Annotated in this window: 19 protein-coding genes; 14 read left to right on the plus strand and 5 right to left on the minus strand. The window is 72.0% G+C overall.

Annotation, left to right across the window (positions count from 1 at the left end; genetic code table 11):
• Positions 1 to 15: 15 nt before the first annotated feature.
• The 3 genes from hflX to AC2H4J_RS19745 are packed head-to-tail and all read left to right on the plus strand — an operon-like array spanning position 16 to position 3,247.
• Positions 16 to 1,431, plus strand: coding sequence for a GTPase HflX (gene hflX, locus AC2H4J_RS19735; RefSeq protein ID WP_487466606.1), 1,416 nt, complete (start codon positions 16 to 18; stop codon positions 1,429 to 1,431).
• A 51-nt stretch (positions 1,432 to 1,482) separates the two neighbouring features.
• Positions 1,483 to 2,205: a phosphatase PAP2 family protein gene (locus AC2H4J_RS19740; protein ID WP_487466607.1), complete on the plus strand. Its 723-nt coding sequence runs from the start codon at positions 1,483 to 1,485 to the stop codon at positions 2,203 to 2,205.
• Positions 2,177 to 3,247, plus strand: coding sequence for a hypothetical protein (locus AC2H4J_RS19745; protein ID WP_487466608.1), 1,071 nt, complete (start codon positions 2,177 to 2,179; stop codon positions 3,245 to 3,247). Before AC2H4J_RS19740 ends, AC2H4J_RS19745 begins: the two co-directional genes overlap by 29 nt.
• Positions 3,248 to 3,268: 21 nt before the next feature.
• Here AC2H4J_RS19745 and lexA read toward each other — a convergent pair whose 3' ends face one another.
• Positions 3,269 to 4,024, minus strand: a complete 756-nt coding sequence (gene lexA, locus AC2H4J_RS19750) for a transcriptional repressor LexA (protein ID WP_487466609.1) — start codon at positions 4,022 to 4,024, stop codon at positions 3,269 to 3,271.
• A gap of 198 nt (positions 4,025 to 4,222) precedes the next feature.
• Between lexA and AC2H4J_RS19755 the strand changes: the two genes are divergently transcribed.
• The 8 genes from AC2H4J_RS19755 (at position 4,223) to AC2H4J_RS19790 (ending at position 15,063) form a co-directional block, all read left to right on the plus strand.
• Complete coding sequence (locus AC2H4J_RS19755) at positions 4,223 to 4,801, plus strand: LysM peptidoglycan-binding domain-containing protein (RefSeq protein WP_487466610.1); 579 nt, start codon at positions 4,223 to 4,225, stop codon at positions 4,799 to 4,801.
• 176 nt (positions 4,802 to 4,977) lie between these two features.
• Entirely contained in the window at positions 4,978 to 5,724 is a 747-nt protein-coding gene (locus AC2H4J_RS19760; RefSeq protein ID WP_487466611.1) for a hypothetical protein, read from the plus strand.
• A gap of 412 nt (positions 5,725 to 6,136) precedes the next feature.
• Positions 6,137 to 6,622: a transcriptional regulator NrdR gene (nrdR, locus tag AC2H4J_RS19765; protein ID WP_487466612.1), complete on the plus strand. Its 486-nt coding sequence runs from the start codon at positions 6,137 to 6,139 to the stop codon at positions 6,620 to 6,622.
• Between the two features lie 160 nt (positions 6,623 to 6,782).
• Complete coding sequence (locus AC2H4J_RS19770) at positions 6,783 to 9,671, plus strand: vitamin B12-dependent ribonucleotide reductase (protein WP_487466613.1); 2,889 nt, start codon at positions 6,783 to 6,785, stop codon at positions 9,669 to 9,671.
• A 300-nt stretch (positions 9,672 to 9,971) separates the two neighbouring features.
• On the plus strand, positions 9,972 to 10,598 hold the full coding sequence (locus AC2H4J_RS19775; RefSeq protein WP_487466614.1) for a PQ-loop domain-containing transporter: 627 nt from the start codon (positions 9,972 to 9,974) through the stop codon (positions 10,596 to 10,598).
• 180 nt (positions 10,599 to 10,778) lie between these two features.
• Positions 10,779 to 13,241 (plus strand): DUF6185 family protein, encoded by a 2,463-nt coding sequence (locus AC2H4J_RS19780; protein WP_487466615.1) that lies wholly within the window; start codon positions 10,779 to 10,781, stop codon positions 13,239 to 13,241.
• Between the two features lie 168 nt (positions 13,242 to 13,409).
• Complete coding sequence (locus AC2H4J_RS19785; RefSeq protein ID WP_487466616.1) at positions 13,410 to 14,111, plus strand: phosphatase PAP2 family protein; 702 nt, start codon at positions 13,410 to 13,412, stop codon at positions 14,109 to 14,111.
• A 70-nt stretch (positions 14,112 to 14,181) separates the two neighbouring features.
• A complete protein-coding gene (locus AC2H4J_RS19790) occupies positions 14,182 to 15,063 on the plus strand; it encodes a DUF817 domain-containing protein (RefSeq protein WP_487466617.1) in 882 nt (293 codons plus the stop codon).
• Here the strand turns inward: AC2H4J_RS19790 and AC2H4J_RS19795 are convergent.
• Positions 14,991 to 15,641 carry a hypothetical protein gene (locus AC2H4J_RS19795; protein WP_487466618.1) on the minus strand — a complete coding sequence of 217 codons (651 nt, stop codon included), beginning with the start codon at positions 15,639 to 15,641 and terminating at the stop codon, positions 14,991 to 14,993. The two genes, AC2H4J_RS19790 and AC2H4J_RS19795, sit on opposite strands and share 73 nt — an antisense overlap.
• Before the next feature lie 191 nt (positions 15,642 to 15,832).
• On the opposite strand from AC2H4J_RS19795, the gene AC2H4J_RS19800 reads away from it, so the two are divergent.
• The 3 genes from AC2H4J_RS19800 to AC2H4J_RS19810 are packed head-to-tail and all read left to right on the plus strand — an operon-like array spanning position 15,833 to position 18,270.
• The gene (locus AC2H4J_RS19800) at positions 15,833 to 17,008 is read left to right on the plus strand and encodes a sensor histidine kinase (protein ID WP_487466619.1); all 1,176 of its coding nucleotides are present in this window, start codon (positions 15,833 to 15,835) and stop codon (positions 17,006 to 17,008) included.
• Positions 17,005 to 17,667, plus strand: coding sequence for a response regulator (locus AC2H4J_RS19805; RefSeq protein ID WP_487466620.1), 663 nt, complete (start codon positions 17,005 to 17,007; stop codon positions 17,665 to 17,667). The genes AC2H4J_RS19800 and AC2H4J_RS19805 overlap by 4 nt, the downstream gene beginning before the upstream one ends.
• Before the next feature lie 24 nt (positions 17,668 to 17,691).
• Positions 17,692 to 18,270: an MBL fold metallo-hydrolase gene (locus AC2H4J_RS19810; RefSeq protein WP_487466621.1), complete on the plus strand. Its 579-nt coding sequence runs from the start codon at positions 17,692 to 17,694 to the stop codon at positions 18,268 to 18,270.
• Positions 18,271 to 18,276: 6 nt separating this feature from the next.
• Here the strand turns inward: AC2H4J_RS19810 and AC2H4J_RS19815 are convergent, their stop codons facing one another.
• From AC2H4J_RS19815 to AC2H4J_RS19825, 3 genes are read right to left on the minus strand one after another with little or no spacing between them, the layout of a single operon-like run.
• Positions 18,277 to 19,623 carry an adenylate/guanylate cyclase domain-containing protein gene (locus AC2H4J_RS19815; protein WP_487466622.1) on the minus strand — a complete coding sequence of 449 codons (1,347 nt, stop codon included), beginning with the start codon at positions 19,621 to 19,623 and terminating at the stop codon, positions 18,277 to 18,279.
• Positions 19,624 to 19,676: 53 nt separating this feature from the next.
• The gene (locus tag AC2H4J_RS19820) at positions 19,677 to 19,847 is read right to left on the minus strand and encodes a hypothetical protein (protein ID WP_487466623.1); all 171 of its coding nucleotides are present in this window, start codon (positions 19,845 to 19,847) and stop codon (positions 19,677 to 19,679) included.
• Positions 19,848 to 19,907: 60 nt separating this feature from the next.
• Complete coding sequence (locus tag AC2H4J_RS19825; RefSeq protein ID WP_487466624.1) at positions 19,908 to 20,420, minus strand: hemerythrin domain-containing protein; 513 nt, start codon at positions 20,418 to 20,420, stop codon at positions 19,908 to 19,910.
• Positions 20,421 to 20,500: the final 80 nt, after the last annotated feature.

Below are 20,500 nucleotides of genomic sequence, written 5' to 3' on the forward strand. Positions count from 1 at the left end.
GCAACGCTGGAGACGATGACGACAGCCCCCGAGCCCGTGCCGTTCGACGAGCCAGACGACACGACCGGCTCCTACATCCGCGAGGAGCGCGGCGCGCTCCGCCGCGTGGCCGGACTATCCACCGAACTGGCCGACGTCACCGAGGTCGAGTACCGCCAGCTCCGGCTGGAGCGCGTGGTGCTCGTCGGGGTCTGGACCGAGGGCACCCAGGCCGACGCCGACCGGTCCCTCGCCGAGCTCGCCGCGCTGGCCGAGACGGCCGGTTCGCAGGTGCTCGAGGCGGTCAGCCAGCGCCGCGACCGGCCCGACGCCGCCACCTACGTGGGCTCGGGCAAGGCGATCGAGATCCGCGACATCGTCGCGGCGAGCGGCGCGGACACCGTGATCTGCGACGGTGAGCTCACCCCGGGCCAGCTCAACCAGCTGGAGAAGGTGCTCAAGGTCAAGGTCGTCGACCGGACCGCGCTGATCCTCGACATCTTCGCCCAGCACGCGACCAGCCGGGAGGGCAAGGCCCAGGTCGAGCTCGCCCAGATGCAGTACATGCTGCCGCGACTGCGTGGCTGGGGTGAGTCGCTGTCCCGGCAGGCCGGTGGCCGCGTCGCCGGCGGTGGCGGCATCGGTACCCGTGGTCCGGGTGAGACGAAGATCGAGACCGACCGCCGCCGGATCCGTTCCCGGGTGAGCAAGCTGCGCCGCGAGATCGCGGGCATGGCCACTGCGCGGGCGACTCAGCGGTCGGCCCGCGACCGCAACGCGGTGCCCAGCGTGGCGATCGCCGGCTACACCAACGCCGGCAAGTCAAGCCTGCTCAACGTCCTCACCGACGCCGGTGTGCTGGTGGAGAACGCGCTGTTCGCCACCCTCGACCCGACCGTCCGGCGAGCCGAGTCGCCCGACGGCCGTGAGTACACGCTCACCGACACCGTCGGCTTCGTCCGGCACCTGCCGCACCAGCTGGTCGACGCCTTCCGGTCCACGCTCGAGGAGGTGGCGGCGGCCGACCTGCTGCTGCACGTGGTGGACGGCTCCGACCCCGATCCGCTGGGCCAGATCGAGGCGGTGCGGATCGTGCTCGGCGAGATCGACGCGGCGAGCGTTCCCGAGGTCATCGTCGTCAACAAGGTCGACGCCATGACCGAGGACGACGTGCTGACCCTGCGCCAGGCGCTGCCCGGTGCGGTGTGGGTCTCGGCCCGCACCGGCGTGGGCATCCAGGGGCTTCGCGAGCTCATCGCCGCCCGCCTCCCGCACCCCGACGTCGAGGTCGAGGTGCTCGTCCCCTACGACCGGGGTGACCTCGTGGCCCGAGTGCACCGCGACGGCGAGGTGCTCGAGGAACGGCACGAGGAGTCCGGCACCCGCTTGAGCGCACGGGTGGATGGCGCCCTGGCCGCGACCCTCGGGGAGTTCGCCGTCCCGGTCGGGTGAGAACAGGGTCGGGCAGATCACGGTCAGGTCACGGGCCGGTACGGTGACCGGGTGACGAGCGGCGTGATCAGGGACGCCGGCGCACCCGATCGCCCTCGGGTCGTCTCCGCGGGCCGCCCGGCGTGGTGGGTCATGCTCACCGCCCTGGTCGTGGGCGCCCTCGTCACCGCCGACGTGCTGGCCCGCGGCTGGCTCGAGCAGATGGACCTGCACGTCTCCTCCGTGATCAGCGGCTGGGGCCTGCGCGACTCGGCCGCCTTTCCCTTCATCTGGGTGGTGACGCAGCTCGGCGGCCGGGTGACGATCCTCGTCGTCCTCGCCGCACTCATCGGCCATCTCGCCTGGCGCCGGCGCACCTGGCTGCCGCTGGTCCGGGTGCTGGTCGCGCTCGGCCTGCTGACCGTCGCCGTCTACGCCATCAAGCACGGCACCGGGCGGACGGCGCCGGGCTATCCCGGCGTCTTCTTCTTCCATGCCGACGGCCAGTCGTTCCCCTCGGGCCACGTCGCCAATGCCGTCCTGATGTGGGGGATCGCCCGCTGGCAGGCGGTGGCGTACGGACTGCCCGCCCGTGTGCAGCGGGTCTTCTGGCTGCTCAGCGTGGTCGGGCCGGTGGCCACCGGCGCAGCCATGGTCTCGCTCGACTTCCACTGGCTCACCGACGCGGTCGTGGGTGCCTGCGTGGGCATCGTCCTCTTGGGCGTGGTTCACGCACTGAACGCAATGGTTCTGTCACGCTGGGTACGTGCCCGAGCAGGCCGGCAGACCGCGTAGCGGCTCGCGGGGGCGACTGCTGGCGTCGGGGGGAGTCCTCGGGGCCGTCCTCGTCCTCGGCTGCCCCCTGCCCGCGTCCGCCGGGACGACCGCGCCGGCGGCCCAGTGCCAGATCACCGACCCCCGGTTGCCCGAGCTCTCCGGACTGGTGGCGGTCGACGGCCAGTTCCTGGCCATGAACGACGGCGGCGACCAGGTCTCGGTCTTCCTGCTGGACGCCACGTGCCAGGTCGTCGACGTGCACACCGCCGCCGTCGACCCCTACGACCCCGAGGACCTGGCGGTCGCCGCCGACGGGACGGTGTGGCTGGCCGACACCGGCGACAACGACTCCATCCGGTCCACCGTGGCGCTGATCGCCCTCCGTCCGGACGGATCCACCAGCATCTACCGCCTGACCTACCCGGACGGCGCGCACGACGCCGAGGCGCTGCTGCTCGCGCCGGACGGCACCCCGTACATCGTGACGAAGGAGATCCTGGGGGCCAGCGGCGTCTACCGGCCCGGAACGGCCCTGGTCGACGGCGGGACGGTGGCCCTGGCGAAGGTCGCCGGCGTCAACTTCACCTTCACCGGCACCGTGGGTGGGCCGGTCGGGCAGGCAGGCCAGCTCCTGGTCACCGGGGGAGCGGTCGCGCGCGACGGCAGCGCGATCGCCCTGCGCACCTACACCGACGCCTACGTGTGGCCGCTGACCGGTTCCGACGTGCCGGCTGCGCTGGCCGGTACCCCTGTACGTACGCCGCTCCCCGACTCGCGGCAGGGGGAGGCCATCACCTTCGCGCCGGACAACCAGAGCCTGGTGGTCGCCAGCGAGGGGCTGCCGAGCGACCTGACGGTGGTACCGCTCGCGCCCGCTGCCGCGCCTGCGGCGACTCCGGCGGCGGGTCCGGTGCCGAGCTTCACCGATCTGAGCCGGTCGGGGCTCTCACCGATCACCAACGGTCTGATCGCGGCGGCCGCCGCGACGGTCATCGTCTGGATCGGCGGCAAGCTCCGGCGTCATCCCGTCGATCGTCGTCCCGCCGACCGGAGGCACTGAACCGCCGGCCGGCGGGCTGTCTCAGACGCGCCGCAGCACGCTGACGACGCGGCCGAGCACGGTCGCCTCGTCACCGGGGATCGGCTCGTACGCGGGGTTGTGCGGCAACAGCCAGATGTGGCCGTCGCGCCGCTTGTACGTCTTGACCGTCGCCTCTCCGTCGATCATCGCCGCGACGATCTCGCCGTTCTCCGCGGTCGGCTGCTGGCGCACGACCACCCAGTCGCCGTCGCAGATCGCGGCCTCGACCATCGAGTCACCGACGACCTTGAGCATGAACAGGGTGCCCTCGCCGACGAGCTCGCGGGGTAGCGGGAAGACGTCCTCGACGGCCTGCTCGGCGAGCACCGGGCCACCGGCGGCGATACGGCCGACCAGCGGGACGTAGGTCGGCGCGGAAGCCGGGGACTCTCCGCCGGCAGCGAGCTCTGCCGCCGCAGCCGAGTGCGGGCTGTCGCCCGGCAGCCGGACGTCGAGGGCCCGTGGGCGGTTCGGGTCCCGGCGCAGCCACCCCTTCTTCTGCAGCACCGACAGCTGGTGCGCGACCGAGGACGCCGACGACAGGCCGACCGCCTCGCCGATCTCCCGGACCGACGGGGGATAGCCGCGCCGCTCAATCGAGTCGCGGATGACCTCCAGGACGCGGCGCTGACGCTGGGTCAGCCCGTCACCGTCGGCCTCACGGTCGGGGAATGCGCGCACCGTGGACGTCTCGGTGTTCGCGGAGGCGCCACCGGCCGTCCTGCGGCCCCCTGCCGTCCCGCTCTTCTCCGCCACGTCGCCTCCTTGTCCGCTGCTCGCGCAGCGCAGATGTGTCCTCCGACGGACGGTAGCGCGCCGAGGGCCGCGGATCAAACACATGTTCGAAGTCGTGCCGTGTTCGGTGTCGCTTTCGTCGGTGGCTTGCGGTAGACATCGAACAGCAGTTCGAATCGAACAGGCGTTCGATGCAGCGGATGGACGGGAGGACGGGTCATGGGTCTCGTGCAGCAGGCGGTCCTGGACTTCGACGAGGAGATCCAGGTGCCGTGGCGGCCCCGGCTGGTCGGGGTGGCGGCCGGTGGCGACACCGGCCCCGAGGAGGCGTGGCCGCGGCGGCCGCGGCAGACGGGGCGGAGCTCGTCGCGGGTCGGCGTCTGTCGCCCGGTCGAGGCGCCGGCGCGGGACGGGGGCCTCGCGCGGCGCGGTGCGGGGGCCACTGCGGGCCGGCCGGGGGAGCCGCGTCCCGCGGTGCGCGAGCCGGCACCGGCGCGCCGCCCCGCTCGGGGCGGCGTCCGGCTCACCCGCCGGGCGCGCCTGCTGGCCGCGGTCCTCACCCTCGCGCTCGGCGTGGCGATCGGCTCGTGGCTGGGCCCACTGCTCGCGGGGCAGGACGGCGACCTGCGGCTCGCCGGGACACAGAGTGTCGTCGTACAGCCGGGCGACACACTCTGGTCCATCGCCGCTGACGTCGCCGGCACAGCGGACGTCCGCCAGGTCGTCGACCGGATCCAGGAACTCAACGCCCTCGACGGCACGGTGCTCGTCCCCGGTCAGGTCCTGGAACTGCCGTGAGCGCCTCGCAGCGCCGGCGACCCCGTGGAGGGGTGGCCGTCGGCTCGCCGCCACGCCTACGCGTTGTCGTGACCCACGTCACGACAAGAGACTCACAACGTCGGCGGTCGACTTCGTCAACCCTCAGTGCGGGCGCGTTCACCGTGTGTGGTCACTCCAACGCTTACGGTCGTCACGTGTCAGGCGCCATGGAGAACCGAGCAGCGGTGTTCACGAGCCAGCCCCAGGCCGTCGAGGTCTATCAGGCAGGCACCTGGTGGGCCGGTGAGCTGCTGGGGTGGCGGCACGACGCCGATGGTGGGTGCCAGGTCTGGGTGCGCGTGGTCCTGGGCGGTATCGAGGAGACCGCCTGGACGGATCTCGCGACCCTGCGCCTCCCGGAGCGGCACCTCTCCGTCGCGACCCCCGCGCCCTTCCGTGGCCCGGCCACGCAGGAGATGTCGGTCGCCCGGCACCCCTCCGGCCGCCGGGCCCGCTCCGTCGACAGCGAGGCCGCCACCGGCAGCCTGCCGAAGGTCCCCGAGCTCTCCGTCGTGCCGGGTTCACCGTCCGCGGGTGGCCGGCGGACCGCCGACGAGACCGCACAGTTCGCGTCCGTGGGTCGTCGCCGCGCTCCCGACACCGGCGAGCTCCCCGTGACCGGTCGCCGTCGCGCACCGGAGGCGACCCACGGGTCGACGGGTGGCCGCCGGCGCGCTCCTGAAGGCGCCGTCGCCGCGACCCCGGCCCCCGGCGCTGCCGGGCGGCATCGGGCACCCGGAGCGGTCGACACGGGGCGTCCCCCCGTGGCCCTGCCTGCGTCGCGCACGGTCGGCTGGACCGAGCCCGAGGGCCTCGAGGCCGAACTGCTGACGCGCCCCATGCGGCTGAGCGACCACATGCAGTCCCGCCGTCCCCGGCTGGGCGGCTCGCTCACCGTCTGAGTCGAGCGAACCGCCGGCCATCCCGCTGCGGGGTGACGGCCCTTCCCGTGGCCGGCGTGGCACCGCGGCGCCCCGTCGCAGTGACCGCATCGCGTCCTCCAGAAGTCCTTTCGGCGCGTCGCCGCGGCGTGTCGTGTGACGGGTGGGGACCGGTGTTCTCCCAGGTGACGGCAGTGTCTGAGTGGAACACGCCGACCGCCGAATCGCTTGCACATCTTGTGTGGAGCGGCCTAGGGTTCCCCTACATCTAGTAGTTACATCGCTGTAAGCCCGTCCACAGGCCCGTCCCCAGGTTGTCCCTGGTGGCATCCACCGGATGTCCCCAGAACGGTCCACAGGGAAGGGTCGGGAAGCGGCCGGCGGGGAGTTCCGGACACCCGGGAACCCGGAGCAGGAAGGAGGTGAACCGCCGATGCGCTGCCCGTTCTGTCACAACGCCGACAGCAGGGTCATCGACTCGCGCGAGGCGGACGAGGGGGCGACCACCCGTCGCCGTCGGTCCTGCCCGAAGTGCAACCGCCGGTTCACCACCGTCGAGGAGGCGGTCCTCGCCGTGGTCAAGCGCAGCGGGGTCAGCGAGCCGTTCAACCGTTCCAAGGTGGTCGCCGGTGTCCGGCGCGCCTGTCAGGGCCGGCCGGTCGACGAGGACCAGCTCCAACTACTCGCCCAGCAGGTCGAGGACGCCATCCGCGCCACCGGCGCGGCGGAGGTCCCCAGTCACGAGGTCGGCCTGGCCATCCTCCGGCCCCTCCGCGAGCTCGACGAGGTCGCCTACCTGCGCTTCGCGAGCGTCTACCGGTCCTTCACCTCGGTGGCGGACTTCGAGAAGGAGATCGCCGAACTGAAGGCCCGGCAGCCCGGAGCCACCGAGCACCCAGCGGTCCCCAGCAGCGCCTGAGAACTGTCGTACCCACCCGCTACACAGCAGTCAGACCCGATCGCGGCTCTTCCCCAGCCCCCGATCCACCGCGCACCGCGCAGCACGCATCGAGAACACCGCTAGAACACGCAGCGCACGACGCCACACCGCGCACGACGACCAGGGAGAGCTCCACACCATGACCGAGACCGACGACCGCTTGGCCGGCTCGCGCACCCGCCGCACGGCGAAGGCGACGAACCGGGGCAAGGGCCTCAAGATCAAGCGCGTCTTCACCACCGCTGGTGTGCACCCCTACGACGAGGTGACCTGGGAGCGCCGCGACGTCGTCATGACCAACTGGCGTGACGGCTCGATCAACTTCGAGCAGCGCGGCGTGGAGTTCCCCGCCGAGTGGAGCATCAACGCCACCAACATCGTCACCACCAAGTACTTCCGTGGGGCGGTGGGCAGCAGCCAGCGCGAGAACAGCCTGCGTCAGCTGATCGACCGGGTCGTCCTCACCTACGGCGCGGCCGGCCGCGAGCACGGGTACTTCGCCAGCGAGGGCGACGCGGAGATCTTCGAGCACGAGCTGACCTGGATGCTCATGCACCAGTACTTCAGCTTCAACTCACCCGTCTGGTTCAACGTCGGCACGAGTGCGCCGCAGCAGGTCAGCGCGTGCTTCATCCTGGCCGTCGACGACGAGATGGACTCGATCCTCAACTGGTACCGCGAGGAGGGCCTGATCTTCAAGGGCGGCTCCGGTGCCGGCCTCAACCTCTCCCGCATCCGCTCGTCCAAGGAGCTGCTCTCCTCCGGCGGTACGGCGTCGGGTCCGGTCAGCTTCATGCGCGGCGCCGACGCGTCCGCAGGAACCATCAAGTCCGGTGGCGCCACCCGTCGCGCCGCGAAGATGGTCGTCCTCGACATCGACCACCCCGACATCGAGGAGTTCATCGAGACCAAGGCGCGCGAGGAGAACAAGATCCGCGCCCTGCGTGACGCCGGGTACGACATGGACCTCGGCGGCAAGGACATCACCAGCGTCCAGTACCAGAACGCCAACAACTCCGTCCGGGTCTCCGACGAGTTCATGCGCGCGGTCGAGGACGGCGCCGACTTCGGCCTGCGGGCCCGCATCGACGGCTCGGTGATCGAGACCGTCGACGCGAAGACGCTGTTCAACAAGGTCACCCAGGCCGCGTGGGAGTGCGCCGACCCGGGCATCCAGTACGACGACACGATCAACGACTGGCACACCAACCCCGAGACCGGCCGCATCAACGCGTCCAACCCGTGCTCGGAGTACATGAGCCTGGACAACAGCTCGTGCAACCTGGCGTCGCTGAACCTCATGAAGTTCCTGAAGAACGACGGCACGTTCGACACCAAGAACTTCGTGAAGGCCGTCGAGCTGGTCATCACCGCGATGGACATCTCGATCTGCTTCGCCGACTTCCCGACGCAGCCGATCGGCGAGACGACGCGGGCCTACCGCCAGCTGGGCATCGGCTACGCCAACCTCGGCGCCCTGCTCATGGCGACCGGTCACGCCTACGACTCCCGCGGCGGGCAGACGCTGGCCGCGGCCATCACCTCGTTGATGACGGGCACCGCCTACCGCCGGTCGGCCGAGCTGGCCGGCATCGTCGGGGCCTACGACGGCTTCGCCCGCAACGCCGACGCCCATGCCCGGGTCATGCGCAAACACGCCGCGGCCAACGACGCCATCCGTCCGGTGGGTGCCGACGACGCCGACGTGCTCAAGGCCGCGACGGCGGAGTGGCAGGACTGCCTCGCGATCGGCGCCGACAACGGCTGGCGCAACGCCCAGGCCTCGGTGCTGGCCCCCACCGGCACCATCGGCTTCATGATGGACTGCGACACGACCGGCATCGAGCCGGACTTCTCGCTGGTCAAGTTCAAGAAGCTGGTCGGCGGCGGCTCCATGCAGATCGTCAACCAGACGGTGCCGCGGGCGCTGAAGAGCCTGGGCTACCAGGAGGAGCAGATCGAGGCGATCGTCGAGTTCATCGCCGAGCACGGCCACGTCGTCAACGCCCCGACCCTCCGGCCGGAGCACTACGAGGTGTTCGACTGCGCCATGGGCGAGCGGGCCATCTCGCCGATGGGCCACGTCCGGATGATGGCAGCGGTCCAGCCGTTCATCTCCGGCGCGATCAGCAAGACGGTCAACATGCCGGAGACGGCGACCGTCGAGGACGTCGCCAACATCTACTTCCAGGGCTGGAAGCTCGGCCTCAAGGCGCTCGCGATCTACCGCGACAACTGCAAGGTCGGCCAGCCGCTGTCCGGCGGCAAGGGCAAGAACGACGGGACCAAGGAAGAGGCGACGGTCGAGGCCGCTGCGGCTCCGGCGGCGCTGTCGCACCCGGTGCGCAAGCGGCTGCCGAAGAAGCGGACGAGCGTCACCACGTCGTTCAGCGTCGCCGGTGCCGAGGGCTACATGACCGCCGGCATGTACGACGACGGCAGCCTCGGCGAGGTGTTCCTGAAGCTGGGCAAGCAGGGGTCGACCCTGGCCGGCGTCATGGACGCCTTCTCGATCGGCATCTCGCTGGCGCTGCAGCACGGTGTGCCGCTGGAGACCTACATCTCGAAGTTCACCAACATGCGCTTCGAGCCGGCCGGCATGACCGACGACCCGGACATCCGGATCGCGCAGTCGGTGATGGACTACATCTTCCGTCGCCTGGCGCTGGACCACCTGCCCGTCGAGAAGCGGGCCAGCCTCGGCATCTTCACCGCCGAGGAGCGGGCCGCGCAGGTCGCCGGCTCGTACGGCAGCTCGGCCTCGACCGCCGCCGTCACCGAGGAGGAGGACGTCGACCTGGAGCAGCTGCGCAGCTCCGCGCCGATCGAGACCGCCAAGACGGAGGAGAAGGTCACGCCGGAGGGTCCGAAGTCGGTCAAGGAGGCCCACTCCTCGGCCGAGCTCCTGGAGCTCGTCACGGGCACCGCCACCGACGCGCCGCTGTGCATGACGTGTGGCACCAAGATGCGGCCCGCCGGTAGCTGCTACGTCTGCGAGGGCTGCGGCTCCACCAGCGGCTGCAGCTGAGTCAGCCCGCACACCGCCGGCCCGGTCCTCCTCGGAGGGCCGGGCCGGCGGCGTTCCGGCGACGTCAGGCGCTGTGGATGTAGCGCTGTGTGCTCACGACATTGCGATGAGCAAGGTCACAGGTGAATCACGGGGAAGTGACTCCTGTCCCGGCTTCATAGCGCCGATGACGACTGTGGTCATCGAAACAACAACGTGCGGTTCCGCTCAGTGACGAGGGTTCCCATCCGTCCGGTGCATCGCGTGCCGGCCGATGGCCACGCCCTCTGACGCCCCGCCTGAACGGACTCCCGCTCCACCATGATCGCCGCTCTCGGCTGCCTCGCCACCACCCTCAGCATCGCCGTCGTCTGGCCCCAGGTCTGGCGCTCCTGCCGGCACCGCCGCACCCTCGGGCTCTCACCCACCAGCGCCTGGCTCGCCGTCGCCCTGAACGTGTGCTGGCTGACCTTCGGCACGCTCACCGGCGACCCGGCGCAGATCGTCACCAACGCGGTGGTCGGCAGCGGCAACACCGCCGTCCTCGCGGCCCTGCTGCTCACCCAGCCGCACCTGCGCACCCGCCCCGCTCTGGCGCGCCCCGCCGCTGTCGCCGCCGCGCTCAGCTCGGTCATCGCCGTCGTCGGCTCGGTCGCCGCCGTCCCGCAACCCCTGCGGCTGCTCCGGGACCGCACGCAGGACGTGTCCGGACTGTCGCTCACGCGGTGGCGGCTCGGGGCCGGGGCATGCGCCTCCTGGACCAGCTACGGCTGGCTGGGCCACCAGACCGCCGTCTCGCTCGGCGCCGGGTTCGGGCTCACCTGCTCCTTGCTCATGTGCGCGCTGCTGCGCGGCCGTACGGCCCAGCCCACGGGTGTGCGCCGCCCGGTCGTCGGCGCGATCCCGTCGCCACGCCTCCCCGCCCGTCCGGCACTCGTCGCGGCGTGAGTGTGAACGACTCCGCGGCACGGACACCCGGCTGAGCGCCGCGCACGCTCCGCTTCACACGGGGCCCAGCGCAGTCGACACTTCAGCGGGCGGGGAGACGTCGATGGTTCGGCCGCCGGGTCACGGCACCGCCGGCCTTTCCGGGCGTCGGGGTGAAGGGACGAGTGGCAGGTCGCGTCCATGAGAACGTCCCGGGTAGGCAACCGGACTCCTCGGCTCGTCGTGCAGGCATTGCTGTCCTTCGTGATCGCGCTGGGTGTGACCCAGCTCGGCGCGGCCGCCGCGCGAGCGGCTCCGGACCCCACCTGCGCCGGAATCGACGAAGCCACGGTCACCGGCTCGGCGAGACTCTCGGCGGCGCTGGGCGACGACGGCACCCCCACGGTCACGAGTTCGGTGCGGCTGCACGTGCCGACGACGTCGGCCCATGCGATCGAACTGCTCCTCACCGACGAACAGCCTGAGGGGCTGTTCGCCTGCCTGCCCCTCGTGAGCGGGCAGGCCAGTCGGTCGACCGATGTCGGTTACAGCGCCGCGCTGGAAGGAGATGGGGTCACCCTCACCTCGTCGTCGACATCGAGGGGTGACGACGCCCGCTACCACTACGACATGATCTGGTCGGTCGATTGGTACCCGACCCGTCATCGGATCTCGTTCGAGAGCGGCTCTGCGATCACGTGGACGTCGGTCACCATCGAGACAGGTAAGGGCATCACGGTTCACAAACTGGCGCCGGCGCCCGCGGTGTACGACGGGAAGGGCACGATCGTCTGGCACCACGTGTCAGTGGCGCGGCCCGAGGACATGCCGCACGTCGACTTCTCCCTGGGGTCCGCCGTCGAGCCCGTCAGCCAGGACCTGGGCTTCTCGGGCGACGTCATCGATGCGATCGCGAGTGCCGGGCTGTTCGGGATCGCCCTCTGGCATCTGCGGCGGAGGCGCGGGCAGGACGGGGAGAGCCAGGACCCGGCCTGGCCGTTCCCCGAACCGATGCGGGTGGCCGGCCGTGCTGTCGCACTCGCCGGCCTGGCCGTGGTGGTCGGCGACCTCCCCTACATGTTCGGCCTCTTCGACTTCCCATGGTTCGCCCCGGTGGGTGCGGCGGTCGTCGGGCTCCTCCTGCCGGTGGCGCCCCATCTGGGCGTGCAGCCTCCCCAGCGCAAGCGGCTGCGCCTGGTGGTCGACGTCCTGGCGGTGGGGTTGGGGATCCTCGAGGGCGCTGCCGCCGTCTTCGTTCTGTGCCTGCTCGGCGCACTGGCCCTGGCGGTCCGCCGGCAACGGGCCGCCCCGACTGGCGCCCTGGTACCTCCCGCGGGGCTGGCAGCAATCCGCAGGTCTCCCTGGCGCCTCCAAGGGGTCGTCTTCGTCGCCGCGGTGCTCGGCATCCCCTTCCATTTCCTCAGCCCCGCCTTCGGGCTCTGGCTGGCAGTCTGGGTGCTGTTCGCGGGCGTCCTGGCCGCGGGGCTGCTCACCATGCGAGACGCCGGGCCGGCGGAGGTCCGCGACGTGTCCGGCGTCGTCTCCCTTTTCCTCGCGACCACCATCACTCTGGGTCTGCGGTGGGACTTCCCGTACTACATCGGCGCCGCTCTGCCACTGATCGCGCTGCTCGTCGCCGGCGCATGGCTCGGGATGCTCGCGGCGATGAGGTCCCGGACCGTGCTCGCCCGGCTGGAGAAACCGGAGCTGGTGCAGGAGGCCGCTGATTCGGTGCAGCTCCAGGCGGACCTCGTCCGGGCCGAGGGCGTACTTAGGACTCTCCGTGACGAACGCCGCGCCCTCGACTCCCGGGTATCCAAAGGGGAGCTCACCGCGCGGGAGAAACTCACCAAGGAACGCGCCCTGCAGAGCCACCTCGACGAGGTGCGCAACCTGCCGCCGATCCTGGCGTCGGACAGCCTGCGGCCGGACCGCTGGCCCGACAACTGGTGGTGGCCGCGCGACCGGCCGGAGCCCGCGCCGGCCCTGAACGCCCTTCCCACGCGCGTCAACCCGCTGGACATCGCCCTGGCGCTCGGGCCGCGATTGTCGGCGATCGAGAACGCCCGGGCGTCCCTGCGCCTGGTGCTGCCACTCGCTGTGCTTCCGATGGCCTACTTCGTCGTGGTCCGCGTGCTGGCCTATCCGGGGCCGGCCCTCCGGGGCTACGGCCTCGAGCTGGTTCTCGGGGAACTGGCCTTCTGGAGCGGCTTCGGTCTGTGCCTCGGACTCCTGTGGTCGGTGATCCCGGGGAGGCGCGGCTCGACCAAGGCGCTCCTGGTCGCACTGCCCGTCGGCGTGGTCGTGGTGCTGCTGAAGGGCGCCACAACGGTGGCGCACGAACCGGTGGGCTCCGGGTACCTTCTCCGCGGCCTGATCCTGCTGGTTCTGCTGCTGTTGACCGGACTGCTCATGGATCTGCAGGTCATGCGTCCGGCGGAGGAGCCGACCCGCCCGGCCCTGGGGTTCTTCGCGAACTACTACCGCCTCAACCGGGTGATCCCGACCGTCACGCTGCTGGTCCCGCTCGTCGCCGCGGTCGTCGGCATCTGGGGGCAGATCGACAAGCCGCCGACGGTCGTGGCACCCCCGAGCCAGACTGCCGGCGACCAGCAGCGGGGAAGCGGTTCCAGCGCCGTTCCGACCGGCCAGGCGAGCCACTGACCGATCGTCCGGCTGCCGGCGCGGGGCCGGGCACCACGGGTGCGTCCGGCGGCGGCCCGCCGACCCGCGCCGGGCCCGGTCGGCCGGCTGGGACGGTCGCTTCCTCGCACCTGACCGTCGACCGGGCTCGGACCGGCGGCGGGCTGACCAGCGCATCACCGAGCGGGCGTGGACACTTCGACGATGTCCGTGGCCGAGCAGGGAGCGGAGGGCCGGTCCGTCCGTCGACTGGTCGCGCTCGGTGTGGCGCTCGTCGTCCTCCTGACGGCGGTCGTCATCGCGGTGCTGGCAGCCCATCTGCGGCCGACGGCCGTCGACCTGGCACTGCACGACGCCGGCCTGCATCACCGGACGGCGGCGTTGACGGCGGTGGCGATTGCGGTCTCGGTGACCTCGGAGTACCTGGCGTACGCCGTGGCGGCGGTGGGCACCATGCTGGCCCTGCTGCCGCGGCCGTGGTGGCTCGGTCTGCTCGGCGGTCTGGTGTTCATGGCGGTGGAGCAGGGCGTCCGGGTCGCGCTGGCGGCCGCCGTCGGTCGCAGCCGCCCACCGAAGTCCGACTGGGAGATGCATGCTGCCGGATTCGCCATGCCGTCGGGGCACACCGCAACGGCCACCTTCGGCGCCGGCCTGCTCTGTCTGGGTCTCGCGCGCGCTGTGGGCCACGCCTGGCGGTACGCCGTCACGGCGGGGCTGATCCTGTGGGTGCTCGTCGAGGGCGCCGGCCGGATCTACCTGGGCGTGCACTGGCCCACGGATGTCCTGGCCGGATGGCTGCTCGGCGCCGTCTTCACGGTGCTCGTGGCCGTACTGTTCGCCCGGCTCCGGCAACCCGAGCCGACGGCGGCACGCGCCGGCCGGCAACCATAGGAGTCGTCCGCCCCGACACGCGGCGGCCGGGAGCGGCGGATGTCACCCGGTCGTACGTAGCGTCCTCCGGGTGAGACAGCTCCTGCGGTTCGCCTGGGTCGAGGCGCAGTGCTGCCTGTTCGCCGTCCTGTTCTTCCTCGGCCTGGCCGTCGTCCGGATCGTCCCGCTGCCGGTCGACCCGGCCGACGCGCTGCTGGTCTGGAGCCTCGGCGTCACCCTGGCGCTGTGGCTGCTCGGCTGGGAGACCGGCCGCGAGGTCGCGGTGATCTTCGGCTTCCACCTGGTCGGGCTGGCGCTCGAGCTGTTCAAGGTCCGGCAGGGCTCCTGGTCCTACCCCGACACCGGCTCCGCCTCGATCGGTGGCGTGCCGCTCTACAGCGGATTCATGTACGCCGCCGTCGGCAGCTACATCTGTCAGGCGTGGCGGCGGTTCGACCTGCGGATCACCGGCTACCGGGCGCGCCGGACGGCGCTCGTCGCGGCGCTGGTGTACCTCAACTTCTTCTCGTCGCACCTGATCTGGGACCTGCGCCTGCCGCTGGCCGGCGCCCTGCTGCTCGCCACCTGGCGCACCTGGGTGCACTTCACCGTCGGCGGACGCCGGTACGCGATGCCGCTGGCGCTGTCCTTCGTCCTCATCGGCTTCTTCCTCTGGGCCGCGGAGAACGCCGCCACCCTGGGACGGGCCTGGCAGTACCCGTCCCAGGCGTCGGTGTGGACGCTCGTCCACCCGGCGAAGGTCGGCTCGTGGTCGCTGCTGGTCGTCGTCAGCATCGTCCTGGTCGCCGCGGTCAAGGCGTACGAGGGCCGGCTGTACGGAACCCCCGACGACCTGACGGTGCTCCGCGCCGGACGCTGGCGCCCCCGGGACGCGGCCGGTCAGACGGAGGCAGCCGACCGCGGGCGCACCGCGTACCAGCCGAAGCAGAACAGCGCCGCCAGCACGAAGTAGTCGCTGATGAACGCCGCCGGGCCGCCATGGACGAGGAACACCGACACGACGGACGCGAGCAGGGCGGCCCCTACCCACCACGGCAGCACCCGGGCGCGGAACACGGCCACCGCCAGGCAGACACTGCCCACGAGGTAGAGCAGCAGCGCCACTGCCTCGTAGGCGTTGAGCCCGGCCGGGGTCTCCTGCGGGATGCCCCCGTGGTGGAGCAGGTAGGGCATGACGAATGCCTCGATGGTGGTCTCGGCGACGTTGAGCATCACCAGCGGCGCGAAGACCCCCACGTAGCCGACGAGGGTCAGCCGGCGGGAGACGTGGCCGTGCACCGCGAGCACCGCCGGGAGGCCGAGCACCACCAGCACGCTGCCCGCGAGCAGCACGCCGTACAGGGGCTGCCACAGCGGATCGCCGTAGCGGTCGTCGCCGCTCCCGGGCGCAGCGAGGCTGATGGCCACGAAGCCGATCGCGGCCAGGACGCAGCCGGCCATCAGCGTCAGGCCGGCGAGCCGGGCGTCGGCGCCGGGCGGGGCTACGGCGGCAGCGGGGGAGGGGCGGGGGTCGGAGGTCGTGCGGGTCATCTCGTTCTCCTGGGTCGAGGGCGGAAGCACGGCGACTGTGCTGCCCGGGGCCACCGCGGGGCGTCCATCCGCTGTCGCGACATCGTTCGGCCCGCAGTCGGGGACCGGTGGGCCGGGCTACGACCCGGGTAGCCCCCGCGTCATGCGACGGGATGACGCGCAGCCGCGCCGTCGGCGGCTACCTTCCCGGCATGGCGGGAACGCGGCCGACGGCGAGCATGGCGGCCGACGTCGCCCTCGCGGCCGCGGTCACGGCGTTCGCCCAGCTCGATCTGCGTCTCGGCCTCGACAACTCCACGCGGTTCGGTCCGCAGTGGGCCGTCGTCCTCTGCTCGCTCGTCGCCACCTCCGCGCTCGCCTTCCGGCGCCGCGCTCCGCTCGCCACGATGCTCGTCGTCGCGACCGCGGTGGCCGGGCCCCAGCTGCTCGTCGTCCTCACCATCACGCTGTGGGGCCACTTCCTGCCGATGCTCGTCGCCACCTACTCGGTGGTCCGGCACGCCGACCGCGAGCGGGCGGCGTCCGGTCTGCTGGTCTCGGTGGTGGCGTTCGTCGTCCTCTTCCTGCGGGTGCCGAGCATCGGGACGGCGGCGAACGTCCCGTTCGCGGTCGTGCCCCTGGCGGTGGTGACGGCGGTCGGCCGGGGGCTGCGCCGGCGCGACCGCAGCCACGCCGCCCTGAGCGAGCGCGCGAGCCGCCTGGCCGACGAGCAGGAGGCCTGGGTCCGGGACGCCGTCGCCGCCGAGCGGGCACGCATCGCCCGCGAGCTGCACGACGTCGTGGCGCACTGCGTCAGCGTCATGGTGATCCAGGCGGGGGCGGCGGAGGACCTGCTCGACCGCGACCCCGCCGGTGCGCGGCAGCCGCTGCGTGCCGTCCAGCACACCGGGCAGCAGGCCGTCGCCGAACTCGGGCACATGCTCGGGCTGCTGCGGAGCGCCGCGCCGGCGGACGCGCTGCTGCCCCAGCCGGGGGCCGCCCAGGTGCCGGAGCTCGTGGCCCAGGTGCGCGACGCCGGGCTCCGCGTCGATCTCCACGTCGAAGGCACCCCCCGGGACCTGCCGCCGGGTGTCGACGTCGCGCTGTTCCGGCTGGTCCAGGAGGCACTCACCAACGTGCTCAAGCACGCCCGGGGCGCGTCCGCGACCGTCGTCCTGCGCTACGCCGACGCCGGGGTGGAGCTGGCCGTCCACGACGACGGCCGGGCCGTCACCTCCGATCCCGGCCTCGGACACGGCCTCATCGGCATGCGCGAACGGGTGGCCCTCTACGGCGGCACCCTGGACGCCGGCCCAAGGCCGGGCGGCGGGTTCGCCGTCGAGGCCGTCATCCCGGTGAGCGCCGCGGCCCGGACGCAGCCGGCATGATCCGGGTGCTCCTCGCCGACGACCAGGCGCTGGTCCGCGGCGGGTTCGCCTCCATCCTCGCCGGCCAGCCCGACATGGACGTGGTGGGTGAGGCGGCGGACGGCGCGGAGGCGGTGGAGCTCGCCCGCACGACACGGCCCGACGTCGTCGTCATGGACATCCGGATGCCGCGCCTGGACGGCATCGCGGCCACCCGGCTCCTCCTGGAGCGGCACGCGTCGCCGGCCCGCGTCCTCATGCTCACGACGTTCAACCAGGAGGCCTACGTCTACGACGCGCTGCGGGCCGGGGCCAGCGGGTTCCTGCTCAAGAGCGCACCGCCGCGCGAGCTGGCCGGCGCCATCCGCACCGTGGCGGGAGGCGACGCGCTCCTCGCACCGGAGATCACCCGCGCCATGATCGAGGACTACGTGCGGCGGCCGCGGCCCGGCGCGGCCGCGCCGGACGCGCTGGGCGTCCTGACCCCGCGCGAGTTGGAGGTGCTCGGGCTCATCGCGAAGGGCCGGTCGAACGCGGAGATCGCGGCGACCCTGTTCCTCAGCGAGCCCACCGTGAAGACCCATGTCACCCGCATCCTCGCCAAGCTGCAGCTGCGCGACCGGGTGCACGCGGTGGTGCTCGCCTACGAGTGCGGTCTCGTCCGGCCGGGGATGGGCTGACCGCTGTCCGCTAGCGTCCGCGCCATGCCCGACCTCGAGAGAACCGCGCGCCTCGACGTCCTCGTCGAGGGCTACGTCCGCATGCCGAACGTCGCGGGCACGGTGAGCCTCGTCCGCGACGCCGACCGGGTCGTCGTCGTCGACCCGGGCATGGTCGCCGACCGCGACCTCATCCTGCGCCCGCTGCGCGCGCTCGGCGTCGAGCCGGAGGACGTCACGGACGTCGTCGTCAGCCACCACCACCTCGACCACACCGTGAACATCGCGCTGTTCCCCGTCGTCCCGGTGCACGACTTCCAGTCCGTCATCGAGGGCGACACGTTCACCCGCCGCGCCGCCGAGGGCTTCCAGCTGACGCCGAGCATCCGGCTGCTGGCGACCCCGGGACACACGCCGCAGGACGTCACCACGCTCGTCGGCACGCCCGACGAGGTCGCGGCGCTGACCCATCTCTGGTGGACCGAGGAGGGGCCGGCCGACGACCCCTACGCTCCCGACCGCGACCAGCTGCGCGAGCAGCGCGAGCGGGTGCTCGACCTGGCGACCCTCGTCGTCTGCGCGCACGGCCCGGCCTTCCGCCCGGGCCCGTCCACGATCCGCTGAGCGCGGTCAGCCCGCCGTCACGGCCGCCGCGAACAGCTCCCACTCGTCGGGCACGCCCTTGAGGCGGTGACTCCCGCGCGGGGTGAACGAGAAGCCCGACCCGGCGACCAGGTCGCGCACGGTGCGCGAGCAGAGCAGCTCGCCGTCGCCGGCCAGCGCCAGCACCCGCGCGGCGATGTGGACGGCGATCCCACGGACGTGGTCGCCGTCCAGCTCGACCTCCCCGGTGTGCAGCCCGACCCGGATCGCCAGGCCGACCTCCGCGAGCTCGTCGCGCATGGCGGTGGCTGCGCGGATCGCCCGTGCGGGGCCGTCGAAGGTGGCGAGGAAACCGTCACCGGTGGTCTCGATCTCCCGGCCCCGGAACCGCGCAAGGTTCCCCCGGACGATGCTGTCGTGCTCGTCGAGCAGCCGGCGCCACCGCCGGTCGCCGAGCTCGGTGGCCCGGGCCGTCGAACCGACGATGTCGGTGAACAGCACGGTGAGCACGACCCGGTCGGGCTCGGCCTGCGGCAGGGTGCCGGTCAGGAACTCCTGGGTCAGCGCCACGACGGTGTCCTGGTCGCCGAAGAACGGGAAGTGGTCGTCGCCGGGCAGCTCGTGGAACGTCGCCGACGCCAGCCGGTCCGCCATGTACCGGCTCGCCTGGACCGAGGCCATCCGGTCACCGCGGCGGTGCAGCACCAGGGCGGGTGCCCGGACGGCGGCAAGCACCCCGCGGATGTCCACCGGCCCCATCGCGGTGATCTCGTCCCGCGACTCGGGAGCGCTGGCGGCCGAGTGCCAGTACGTCGACCACCACCGGCGCGTGACTGCATCGGCGGCGTCCGTCGGGGCGATGTCGGACAACAGCCGGTCGGCCTCCAGTGCACCGGCCCCGACGATCTCGATGAGATGCGCGCGCTCCTCGGGCGTCGAACCCCAGGGGTAGTCGTCGTCCCGCAGGGTCGCCGGGTGGGCTCCGAACGCCACCACTGCGGTCGTCAGCTCGGGATGGGTGGCGGCGAACAGCAGCGCCAGCCGGCCGCCCAGGTGACAGCCGAAGAACGCCGTGCGCTCCGAGCCCACGGCCGTCATGACCGTGCGGACGTCGTCCATCCAGTCCTCGAAGACGTGGCCGGTCGGGCCGCGGTCGGACATCCCGTTGCCGGCCCGGTCGAAGAGGATCAGCCGCGAGAAGGACGCCAGCCGGTGCAGGAAGTCGGCGAACGCCGGGTTCTCCCACATCAGCGCGACGTGACTCGGCCAGCCGAAGAGGAACACCAGATCGACCGGCCCCTCACCCAGGACCTGGTAGGCCAGCGTCGCGCCGTTCCCGTCCCGGGTGAACCTGACCGGTGGACCGAACCGCATGCGCGGCAACCTAGACCCGGACGGCCCCCGCCCGGGCGGCTACGCGCCTCCGGTCAGCGGCCCGGCGGCAGCGCCTTGTTGTCGCGCCGGACCCAGCCGATCGCCGCGGTGGCGACGAAGAAGAGCGCGCCGACGACGGCGAGCCAGAGCAGGCCCTTGATGACGGCGCCGATGACGGTGATCACCAGCCAGATGACCAGCAGCAACCCGAGGAAGCGGAGCACGGGACCCTCCTGACGTCGGTGGTGCGGTTGTCCCGAAGAGTAGGCCCCCGAGCTGTCAGCTCAGCTGTTCTCGGCGACGTAGGTGTCCGGGTCCTCGTCCTCCGGGGTGATGCCACGGGCAGCGTGCTGGTTCTCGTAGACGATGAACTGGACGGCGATGTCGTGCCGCGTCTGCAGGTCGGCGTGCTGCCGGAAGTCGACCAGGTCCTCGCGCTCCTCCTCGGCCATGTGGTCGCTGTTGGCCTCGTCGCAGTCGCGGACCGCCTTCCACCACGCGTCGGAGCCGACCTCGTGCTTCGCGGCCTCGGAGATCGCGTCACGGATCTCGTTGTGGTCCTTGATCGCGTCCTTGGTCTCGCTCGCGGCGCTCTCGGCGTCGCCGCCCCCGGTGCCGACGTCCAGCAGCCGGGGGTAGAAGTACAGCTCCTCGGCCTTCGCGTGCACCTCGAGCAGGACGGTCAGCCGCTCCCAGACCGCCGCCAAGGCGGCCCGGTCGTCGGCGAGCTCGTCGAGCAACGCGAACGTGCGTCGCTGCTCGTGGTGCTGGGTCAGGATCAGCTCGGTGATGTCCACGCCGCAGGTCTACCCCCGGCAGCTTCGACGAGCACGTTCGGGTGACATCCGGCCGGAGAACGAGGTCAGCGCCGGTTCCG

Source organism: Blastococcus sp. OS1-29, assembly GCF_057628075.1.

Bases quoted from the DNA above. Each gene is read 5' to 3' on its own strand.
- hflX (WP_487466606.1), top strand. From the start codon at position 16: ATGACGACAGCCCCCGAGCCCGTGCCGTTCGACGAGCCAGACGACACG.
- AC2H4J_RS19755 (WP_487466610.1), top strand. From the start codon at position 4,223: ATGGGTCTCGTGCAGCAGGCGGTCCTGGACTTCGACGAGGAGATCCAG.
- nrdR (WP_487466612.1), top strand. From the start codon at position 6,137: ATGCGCTGCCCGTTCTGTCACAACGCCGACAGCAGGGTCATCGACTCG.
- AC2H4J_RS19770 (WP_487466613.1), top strand. From the start codon at position 6,783: ATGACCGAGACCGACGACCGCTTGGCCGGCTCGCGCACCCGCCGCACG.
- AC2H4J_RS19775 (WP_487466614.1), top strand. From the start codon at position 9,972: ATGATCGCCGCTCTCGGCTGCCTCGCCACCACCCTCAGCATCGCCGTC.
- AC2H4J_RS19780 (WP_487466615.1), top strand. From the start codon at position 10,779: ATGAGAACGTCCCGGGTAGGCAACCGGACTCCTCGGCTCGTCGTGCAG.
- AC2H4J_RS19795 (WP_487466618.1), bottom strand. From the start codon at position 15,641: ATGACCCGCACGACCTCCGACCCCCGCCCCTCCCCCGCTGCCGCCGTA.
- AC2H4J_RS19800 (WP_487466619.1), top strand. From the start codon at position 15,833: ATGGCGGGAACGCGGCCGACGGCGAGCATGGCGGCCGACGTCGCCCTC.
- AC2H4J_RS19805 (WP_487466620.1), top strand. From the start codon at position 17,005: ATGATCCGGGTGCTCCTCGCCGACGACCAGGCGCTGGTCCGCGGCGGG.
- AC2H4J_RS19810 (WP_487466621.1), top strand. From the start codon at position 17,692: ATGCCCGACCTCGAGAGAACCGCGCGCCTCGACGTCCTCGTCGAGGGC.
- AC2H4J_RS19815 (WP_487466622.1), bottom strand. From the start codon at position 19,623: ATGCGGTTCGGTCCACCGGTCAGGTTCACCCGGGACGGGAACGGCGCG.